This is a genomic window from Streptomyces solincola (genome assembly GCF_002982015.1).
In the GTDB taxonomy this organism is placed as follows: domain Bacteria; phylum Actinomycetota; class Actinomycetes; order Streptomycetales; family Streptomycetaceae; genus Streptomyces; species Streptomyces solincola.
The window spans coordinates 1-8,187 of sequence record NZ_PVLV01000495.1 but is presented as its reverse complement, the minus strand read 5'-3'; the positions used below and the strand labels follow the sequence as shown (position 1 = coordinate 8,187).

General features: G+C 73.2%; 7 protein-coding genes. 1 reads left to right on the top strand and 6 read right to left on the bottom strand.

Annotated elements, in window-relative coordinates:
- Positions 1 to 85: 85 nt before the first annotated feature.
- Entirely contained in the window at positions 86 to 559 is a 474-nt protein-coding gene (locus tag C6N75_RS25540; protein WP_105871238.1) for a hypothetical protein, read from the top strand.
- Between the two features lie 105 nt (positions 560 to 664).
- Here C6N75_RS25540 and gatB read toward each other — a convergent pair whose 3' ends face one another.
- The 6 genes from gatB to ligA form a co-directional block, all read right to left on the bottom strand.
- Positions 665 to 2,176 carry an Asp-tRNA(Asn)/Glu-tRNA(Gln) amidotransferase subunit GatB gene (gene gatB / locus C6N75_RS25535; protein ID WP_105871237.1) on the bottom strand — a complete coding sequence of 504 codons (1,512 nt, stop codon included), beginning with the start codon at positions 2,174 to 2,176 and terminating at the stop codon, positions 665 to 667.
- Between the two features lie 15 nt (positions 2,177 to 2,191).
- Complete coding sequence (locus tag C6N75_RS25530) at positions 2,192 to 2,431, bottom strand: hypothetical protein (protein ID WP_105871236.1); 240 nt, start codon at positions 2,429 to 2,431, stop codon at positions 2,192 to 2,194.
- Between the two features lie 88 nt (positions 2,432 to 2,519).
- Positions 2,520 to 4,013 (bottom strand): Asp-tRNA(Asn)/Glu-tRNA(Gln) amidotransferase subunit GatA, encoded by a 1,494-nt coding sequence (gatA, locus tag C6N75_RS25525; protein WP_105871235.1) that lies wholly within the window; start codon positions 4,011 to 4,013, stop codon positions 2,520 to 2,522.
- A gap of 4 nt (positions 4,014 to 4,017) precedes the next feature.
- Positions 4,018 to 4,314, bottom strand: coding sequence for an Asp-tRNA(Asn)/Glu-tRNA(Gln) amidotransferase subunit GatC (gene gatC / locus C6N75_RS25520; RefSeq protein ID WP_105871234.1), 297 nt, complete (start codon positions 4,312 to 4,314; stop codon positions 4,018 to 4,020).
- Between the two features lie 317 nt (positions 4,315 to 4,631).
- A complete protein-coding gene (locus C6N75_RS25515; protein ID WP_105871233.1) occupies positions 4,632 to 6,740 on the bottom strand; it encodes a putative bifunctional diguanylate cyclase/phosphodiesterase in 2,109 nt (702 codons plus the stop codon).
- A 250-nt stretch (positions 6,741 to 6,990) separates the two neighbouring features.
- The coding region (ligA, locus tag C6N75_RS25510) for an NAD-dependent DNA ligase LigA (protein ID WP_105871232.1) at positions 6,991 to 8,187 on the bottom strand (1,197 nt) is incomplete at its 5' end.

The window sequence follows — 8,187 nt, the reverse complement described above, 5'->3', positions numbered from 1 at the left end:
GGGCCGGCCGGGCCCCCGCCACCACTCCCCCCAGTGGCGGGCCCCGGTCGCCCGGGGGCCTTCGCCTGCCCGGAGGATGAGGGCCATGGACATCACGGTGCAGTGGATCCGGACGTACTGGACCAAGGAGTCCCGTGGCGGCGAGGCCGCCGCCCGGAGGAACGCCGCCCCCACGGGCTTCCCGCTGCCGCCGTCACCGCTCACCGGCGCGCACTGCGTCCGCATGGACGAGGAGGACGCCTTCGCGCCCCGGGAGACCGGGCGGCCCCTGCGCGACGTGGGCGTGAGCCTCCGTGAGCAGGACCGCCGGCTCCGGGTGCACGCCCGGGTGGGGCCGCTCTTCGGCCTGCCCCCGCGCCCCCGCAGGCCCCCGGCGGTGCGGCTGCGTCCGGGCCAGTGGATGCGGTGGCAGCTCAACTACCGCTTCAGCAGTTCCCTGGGCATCCGCGGCTGGTCCTACTGGCTGGACACCTTCAACGTCGCCTACGGTCCCGTCGACCGGGAGGTCTTCCTCGCCGACCCCACCCTCGTGGTCGACGAGCGCGGCCCGGTCCGCTGAGCGAGAACGCGGGAGGCGGGACAGCGCCATCTCAGCCCGGCCCGGAAGGGCCGCGGCCGTCAGGCTGACTTTCCGGGGCCGCGGGGTGTGCCGCGGGGCGGGGCGTCAGCCTTCGACGCCCAGGCGCTCCAGGATCAGCTCGCGGACGCGGGCCGCGTCGGCCTGGCCGCGGGTGGCCTTCATGACCGCGCCGACCAGCGCGCCGGCCGCCGCGACCTTGCCGCCGCGGATCTTGTCGGCGATGGCGGCGTTCCCCGCGATCGCCTCGTCCACGGCCGCGCCGAGCGCGCCCTCGTCGGAGACGACCTTCAGACCGCGCTTCTCCACGACCGTGTCCGGGTCGCCCTCGCCGGCCAGCACGCCCTCGATGACCTGGCGGGCCAGCTTGTCGTTGAGGTCGCCGGCCGCGACCAGCTCGCTGACCCGGGCGACCTGCGCCGGGGTGATCGGCAGGGCGTCCAGCGGGCGGCCGGACTCGTTGGCGTTGCGCGCCAGTTCGCCCATCCACCACTTGCGGGCCTGGTCGGCGGGGGCGCCCGCCTCGGTGGTGGCCGTGATCAGGTCGACCGCGCCCGCGTTGAGGATGGACTGCATGTCCAGCTCGGTGACGCCCCACTCCTCGCGCAGCCGGTTGCGGCGCACCCGGGGCAGCTCGGGCAGGGTGCCGCGCAGCTCCTCGACCCACGCACGGGACGGGGCCACCGGCACGAGGTCGGGCTCGGGGAAGTACCGGTAGTCCTCGGCCTCCTCCTTGACCCGCCCGGACGTCGTCGAGCCGTCGTCCTCGTGGAAGTGGCGGGTCTCCTGGATGATCGTGCCGCCCGCGTTCAGCACGCCGGCGTGGCGGCCGATCTCGTACCGCACGGCCCGCTCGACGCTGCGCAGCGAGTTGACGTTCTTCGTCTCGGAGCGGGTGCCGAACTTCTCGGTGCCGTGGGGCCGCAGCGACAGGTTGACGTCGCAGCGCATCTGGCCCATCTCCATGCGCGCCTCGGAGACGCCCAGGGCGCGGATGAGTTCGCGCAGCTCGGCGACGTACGCCTTGGCGACCTCGGGGGCCCGGCTGCCCGCGCCGGTGATCGGCTTGGTGACGATCTCGATCAGCGGGATGCCGGCGCGGTTGTAGTCCAGCAGCGAGTGCGAGGCGCCGTGGATGCGGCCGGTGGCGCCGCCGACGTGGGTCGACTTGCCGGTGTCCTCCTCCATGTGGGCGCGCTCGATCTCCACGCGGAAGACCTCGCCGTCCTCCAGCTGCACGTCGAGGTAGCCGTTGAAGGCGATCGGCTCGTCGTACTGGGAGGTCTGGAAGTTCTTCGGCATGTCCGGATAGAAGTAGTTCTTCCGGGCGAAGCGGCACCACTCGGCGATCTCGCAGTGCAGCGCGAGGCCGATCTTGATGGCGGACTCGACGCCGGTGGCGTTGACCACCGGGAGGGCGCCGGGCAAGCCGAGGCAGACCGGGCAGGTCTGGGTGTTGGGGTCGGCGCCCAGCTCCGTGGAGCAGCCGCAGAACATCTTGGTGGCGGTGCCCAGTTCGACGTGGACCTCCAGCCCCATGACGGGGTCGTAGGCGGCGAGGGCCTCGTCGAACGGCACCAGTTCGGTGATGACGGTCACGGTGTTGCTTCCCTCTCAGCCGAACAGCACGTCGTCGTCGCCGATGCGCTTGAGTTCGCGCAGCAGGATGGCGAGGCCGGTGCCGATGGCGGCGGCGGACACGACGGCGTCGAGCAGCAGCAGGGTGTCGCTGTCGGAGCGGGCCTTGCGGAGCTGCTTGACGACGCTGAGCGCGCCGAACGCGGTGGTGCCGATGGACAGGTACGTACCGGTGCGGGACTTCTTGAAGCCCTTGGCCTTGGTCAGTGCGCTCACAGTGTCTCTCCGTTCGCTTCTCCGCCCGCGCGGCGCAGAGGTCCTGCCTTCGTCGTCGTCTGCGGCCCGGCGGCCGCGCGTGCGTCGCTCACAGCGAAGGAGCCTCCTCAAGCAGCGGGTGTCCCCACTTCGCCAGGAAGGCGGCCTCGACGGCCGCGCCGACCTTGTAGAGGCGGTCGTCCTTCAGGGCGGGGGCGATGATCTGCAGGCCGACCGGGAGGCCGTCCTCGGGGGCCAGGCCGCAGGGCAGCGACATGGCGGCGTTCCCGGCCAGGTTGGTCGGGATGGTGCACAGGTCGGCGAGGTACATCGCCATCGGGTCGTCGGCGCGCTCGCCGATCGGGAAGGCGGTGGTCGGGGTCGTCGGGGAGACGATCACGTCGACCTGCTCGAAGGCCTTCTCGAAGTCCCGGGTGATGAGGGTGCGGACCTTCTGCGCGGAGCCGTAGTACGCGTCGTAGTAGCCGGAGCTGAGCGCGTAGGTGCCGAGCATGATGCGGCGCTTGACCTCGTCGCCGAAGCCGGCCTCGCGGGTGAGGGCGGTGACGTCCTCGGCGGAGCGGCTGCCGTCGTCGCCGGTGCGCAGCCCGTAGCGCAGGCCGTCGAACCGGGCGAGGTTGGAGGAGCACTCGGACGGGGCGATCAGGTAGTACGCGGAGAGGGCCAGGTCGAAGGACGGGCAGTCCAGCTCGACGATCTCGGCCCCCAGCTCCTTCAGCAGCCCGACGGACTCGTCGAAGCGCTGGACGACGCCCGCCTGGTAGCCCTCGCCGCGGAACTGCTTGATCACGCCGACCCGCATCCCGGCCACCGAGCCGTTGCGCGCGGCCTCGACGACCGGCGGGACGGGGGCGTCGATGGAGGTGGAGTCCAGCGGGTCGTGGCCGGCGATCGCCTCGTGCAGCAGGGCCGCGTCCAGGACCGTGCGGGCGCAGGGGCCGCCCTGGTCCAGGGAGGAGGAGAAGGCCACCATGCCGTAGCGGGAGACGCCGCCGTAGGTGGGCTTGACGCCGACGGTGCCGGTGACGGCGGCCGGCTGGCGGATGGAGCCGCCGGTGTCGGTGCCGATGGCCAGCGGCGCCTGGAAGGAGGCGAGCGCGGCGGAGGAGCCGCCGCCGGAGCCGCCGGGGATCCGGGTGAGGTCCCAGGGGTTGCCGGTGGGCCCGTACGCGCTGTTCTCCGTCGACGAGCCCATGGCGAACTCGTCCATGTTGGTCTTGCCGAGGATGACGACGTCGGCGTCGCGCAGGCGCCGGGTGAGGGTGGCGTCGTACGGCGGCAGCCAGCCTTCGAGGATCTTCGAGCCGACGGTGGTCGGCATGTCCTTGGTGGTGAAGATGTCCTTCAGCGCGAGCGGTACGCCGGCCAGCGGGCCGAGCGTCTCGCCGCGCTCGCGCTTGGCGTCCACGGCGCGGGCCTGGGCCAGCGCGCCCTCCCGGTCGACGTGCAGGAAGGCGTGGACCTTCTCGTCCACGGCCTCGATGCGGGCCAGGTGGGCCTCGGTCACCTCGACGGCGGTGAGCTCGCCGGAGGCGATCCTCGCCGCGGTCTCGGCGGCGGTGAGCTTGATGATGTCGGTCATCGGATCAGTCCTCCCCCAGGATCTGCGGCACCTTGAAACGCTGCTGCTCCTGGGCCGGGGCGCCGGACAGCGCCTGCGCGGGGGTGAGCGACGGACGGACCTCGTCCGCGCGCATGACGTTGGTCAGCGGCAGCGGGTGGGAGGTCGGAGGTACGTCTTGGTCGGCGACCTCGGAGACGCGGGCGACCGCGCCGATGATGTCGTCGAGCTGTCCGGCGAAGTGGTCGAGCTCTTCGGCCTTCAGCTCCAGACGCGCCAGCCGGGCGAGGTGGGCGACCTCCTCGCGCGTGATGCCAGGCATGCAGCGATCCTCAGGGTGAGTGCGATGTGAGTGCGATGGTTCAGCGAATGACTTCGCCCCAATCCTATGGGGCGGGGGTCCGCGACCGTTAAACGGTTTGCCCCCGTCTTTCTCCGGGGGCCTGCCCCCGTACGCCCGGCGGGGCCGCCCCGTGCCCACCGGGGGACCTGCCCGCCCGCGTCCGGCACGGCCCGGCAGCCGAGCCCGGCACCACCCGCGTCCGAGCCCGGCACCGCCCGGGCCGGGCGCCGTACGCGCCCGGGGCAGGCGCCACCGGTGGGTGGTCGCCTGCCCCGGGCGGGTCTCGGCGGGCCGGGCTAGGGCACGGCGGGGTCGGCGTCGGCCTGGGCTGGGGGCAGGGCGGCCGGGGGGCGCACCCAGACGCCCTCGCCGCGCGCGTGCAGCCAGGCGGTGCACTCGGCGGGCGGCATCGCGGCGGCGACCAGCCAGCCCTGGACGGCGTCGCAGCCGAGGTCGCGCAGCCGGCCCCAGGTCTCGTCGTCCTCCACGCCCTCGGCGACCACCAGCAGGCCCAGCGAGTGGGCGAGGTCGACGGTGCAGCGGACGATCTCGGCGTCCTCGGTGTCGATGGCCAGCCGGGCGACGAAGGAGCGGTCGATCTTCAGCTCGCTGACCGGCAGCTTGCGCAGGTGGACGAGGGAGGAGTATCCCGTGCCGAAGTCGTCCAGGGACATCTTCACGCCGTGCCCGGTGAGCCCCGCCAGCGTGTCGGCGGCCCGCTGCGGGTCCTCCAGCAGCACGTGTTCCGTTATCTCGAGTTGCAGGGAGCCGGCCGGCACCCCGTGGCGGGCGAGCCGGGCGGCCACCGAGCCGGCGAAGCCGGGGGTGTGCACGTCGCGCGGGGAGACGTTGACCGCGACCGGCACCTCGATGCCCTGGGCGCGCCAGCGGGCGACCTGGGCGAGCGCGGTGTCCAGGACGTACTCGGTGAGGTGCGGCATCAGCCCCGAGGACTCGGCGATGGCGATGAACTCGTCCGGGGGGACCCGGCCGCGCTCCGGGTGCACCCAGCGCACCAGCGCCTCCAGGCCGGCGACGGCGCCGTCGAAGCGGACCTTGGGCTGGTAGTGCAGCTCCACGTCGCCGGCGTCCAGCGCGCGCCGCAGGTCGCCGAGGAGGCCGAGCCGGTCGGGGGTGTTGGAGTCGCGCTTGGACTCGTAGACCTCGACGCCGGTGCGGTCCCGCTTGGCCTGGTACATGGCGACGTCGGCGCGCTGGAGCAGCCCTTCGGCGTCCAGTGCGTGGTCGGGGAAGACGGCCACGCCGGCGCTGGCCTCCAGGACGAGGGTGAGCCCGTCGAGGTCGAGCGGCGAGGACAGGTCGCCGGCGAGCTGGCGGGCGATGCGCTGGGCGCTGGTGGTGGAGTCGGCGACGGGCAGCAGGACGGCGAACTCGTCGCCGCCGAGCCGGGCGGCCTCCGCGCCGCGCGGCAGGGCCTGCTGGAGCCGGTCGGCGATCTGCAGCAGCAGCCGGTCGCCGGCCAGGTGGCCGAGGGTGTCGTTGACGGAGCGGAAGCGGTCGAGGTCGATGAGGACCAGCGCGGCCCGCTTCCCCTCGCCCTCGGCCTGCTCCAGGGCGGCCCAGGTGCGTTCCAGCAGCCACTGCCGGTTGGGCAGTCCGGTGAGCGGGTCGCGGAGCTGCTCCTCGGCGCGGGCGCGGGCGATCCACAGGGTGGAGTCCAGGGCGATGAGCGGGACGGCGAACAGCGGCAGCAGTACCGGCAGTCCGGCGGCGACGACGCAGATCAGCGGCGCGATGCCGAGCAGGGCGACGGCGACCAGGCCCTGGCGCAGCAGGGCGGTGCGCTCGGTGCTGGGCAGTCCGCAGGCCTGCGGGGCGAGCGTGTACCACAGCAGCAGCCTGGTGACCACCAGGTACGCGGCGGCGGCCAGGGTGACTTCCGGGGCGGCCTCGATGCCCCATTCGAGGGGCTGCCAGGGCTGTTCGACGGTGGGCGCGTCTCCGAACGCGGCCAGCACCAGCGCGGCGGCGCCGATGCCGAGGATGTCGGCGGCGCCGTGCACCAGGCCCTGGCGCCAGCGGTGCCGGCGGGCGGTGCCGGTGAGCACGACGACGGCGAGGCTGACCAGTCCGGCGGGCACCCAGCCGTACAGCAGGAGCACGGCGAGGGTGAGGGCGGCGCCGGAGCCGGTGCCGCCCCACCAGCGGTCCCGGCCGAGGGCGACCAGATGGCCGACGACGATGCCGGTGAGGACGGCGAGCGACCAGCCGGCCGCGCCGCCGGGGAACAGGGCGTGGCCGCTGCGCAGCGCTCCCGTCAGCCCGGTGATCAGGGCGACGGCGGCGATGGCGACCACGACGGACGGGAGCCTGGAGGTGATGCCCGCGGCGGCCGCACTGCCGCGCGGCCGTGAGGCCGGGGCGGCACTCTCGGTGGGTTTCATTCGGTCCCTCTCACAGCCGGCGGTGGTGCCGTTGCCACGCGATGGCCCGTGGCCGTGCCGCCGCGGTGGTGATCCTTTCCCGCTCCTCGGCGGACGGGAAGCGCTCCCCCACGGCCGTGCACGACGGACGCACGTCTCAACAGTAGGCGTCGGGAGGCTTCCACGGGCAGCGCACTACTGGTCTTGCCCGAATGCGCCCCGGCCACCCTTATCCGTCTGGTATGCGCTGAACGGGTGAGCCCGACTGGGCTTATTCGGGCTGTTGTTCGGCCGAAACGGCTACCTCCCGGGCCGCGTCGGGCCCCTGTTCGAGCAGCACGTCGAAGCCGGCCTCGTCCAGCACCGGCACCTTGAGCTGCACGGCCTTGTCGTACTTGGAGCCGGGGTTGTCGCCCACGACGACGAACGACGTCTTCTTGGACACCGAGCCGGTGACTTTCGCGCCACGGCTCTGCAACGCCTCTTTCGCGCCATCCCTGGTGTAGTCGTCGAGCGTGCCGGTGACGACCACGGCCAGTCCCTCCAGCGGGCGCGGGCCCTCGTCCTCGCCGGTGGACTCCTCCTCCCAGCGGACCCCGGCCGCCTTCCACTTGCGCAGGATCTCGCGATGCCACTCCTCCTCGTACCACTGCCGGATGGCGGCGGCGATGGTCGGACCGACGCCCTCGGTGGCGGCCAGCTCCTCCTCGCTCGCCTCGAAGATCCGGTCCAGGGAGCGGAACTCGCGGGCCAGCGCCTGGGCGGCGACCGGGCCGACGTGACGGATCGACAGCCCGTTGACGATCCGGGCCAGCGGGCGGTCCTTGGCGGCGGCGATGTTGTCCAGCATCGCGCGGGCGTTCTTCTTCAGCTCGCCCTTCTGGCTGGCGAAGACCCGGGCGATCTTCTCCTCGCCGGTCTTCGGGTCCCGCTTGGGCAGTCCGCTGTCCGGGTCCAGGACGTACGCGCGGATGTCCAGGAGCTGCTCCTCGCGCAGGTCGAAGAGGTCGCCCTCGTCGGTCAGCGGCGGGTCGGCCGGCTCCAGCGGCCCGGTGAGCGCGGCCGCGGCCACCATGCCGAAGTGCTCGATGTCCAGGCTGGAGCGGCCGCCGAGGTAGAACAGCCGCTCGCGGAGCTGGGCCGGGCAGGTGCGGGCGTTGGGGCAGCGCAGGTCGATGTCGCCCTCCTTCATGGCCCGCAGCGGCGTACCGCACTCGGGGCACTCGGTGGGCATGGTGAACTCGCGCTCGCTGCCGTCCCGCAGATCCGCCACCGGGCCGAGGATCTCCGGGATGACGTCCCCGGCCTTGCGCAGCACCACCGTGTCACCGATGAGCACGCCCTTGGCCTTGACGACCTCCTGGTTGTGCAGGGTGGCGAACTCGACCTCGGAGCCGGCCACCGTCACCGGCTCGACCTGCGCGAACGGGGTGACCCGCCCCGTACGCCCCACCCCCACCTTGATGTC

Coding starts and splice junctions, on each gene's coding strand:
- C6N75_RS25540 (WP_105871238.1), top strand. CDS start 86: ATGGACATCACGGTGCAGTGGATCCGGACGTACTGGACCAAGGAGTCC.
- gatA (WP_105871235.1), bottom strand. CDS start 4,013: ATGACCGACATCATCAAGCTCACCGCCGCCGAGACCGCGGCGAGGATC.
- gatC (WP_105871234.1), bottom strand. CDS start 4,314: ATGCCTGGCATCACGCGCGAGGAGGTCGCCCACCTCGCCCGGCTGGCG.
- C6N75_RS25515 (WP_105871233.1), bottom strand. CDS start 6,740: ATGAAACCCACCGAGAGTGCCGCCCCGGCCTCACGGCCGCGCGGCAGT.